The organism is Vibrio sp. 2130-1 (assembly GCF_033339515.1).
On record NZ_JAWOUT010000654.1, the window covers coordinates 1 to 537 of the forward strand.

Here is a 537-nt window from a genome sequence, read left to right on the forward strand (position 1 = left end):
GCTCGCCAAATTGATGATCTCATGGAACGTAAAGCGGAAATTCGTGAGCCAGCAGGCTGGGGTGATAACCCAATGAATAAGCCAAAGGATGACGATAAGTCTCAAGCAACGCCTGAAGTGAAAGAGGAAGAGAAAGCAACGGATTCTGCGAATGCCGCAGAGCAAGTTACTTCTCAAGATTCTGCTTCAAGTGAAGTTCCAGAAAAGAAAGACTCTGAATAAAGAGTGTTGATAATAATAAACCCCGAGTTAGCTCGGGGTTTTTGTATTTATTATGATTATTACAGCAAATAACAAATCTCTCGACCTTTCTCGTCCACATGTAATGGCGATTCTTAATGTTACCCCTGATTCATTTTCTGATGGTGGTAAATTCAATTCTTTAGAACTTGCTCTTGCTCAAGTCGAAAAAATGATTACAGCAGGGGTTAGCATCATTGATGTCGGTGGTGAGTCCACACGCCCTGGTGCGCCAGATGTCTCTCTAGAAGAAGAGCTGCAACGCGTTGTTCCTGTTGTTAAGGCCATCCGAGAAAA

The 537-nt window shown here is 43.0% G+C and carries 1 protein-coding gene and 1 pseudogene; both read left to right on the top strand.

Annotation, left to right across the window (positions count from 1 at the left end):
• Window positions 1-222 (top strand): annotated as a pseudogene (locus tag R7Q09_RS27950) (ATP-dependent metalloprotease); the annotation flags it as partial.
• A 52-nt stretch (window positions 223-274) separates the two neighbouring features.
• Window positions 275-537 (top strand): dihydropteroate synthase (locus tag R7Q09_RS27955; protein ID WP_318144182.1); only part of this gene is annotated, 263 nt, incomplete at its 3' end.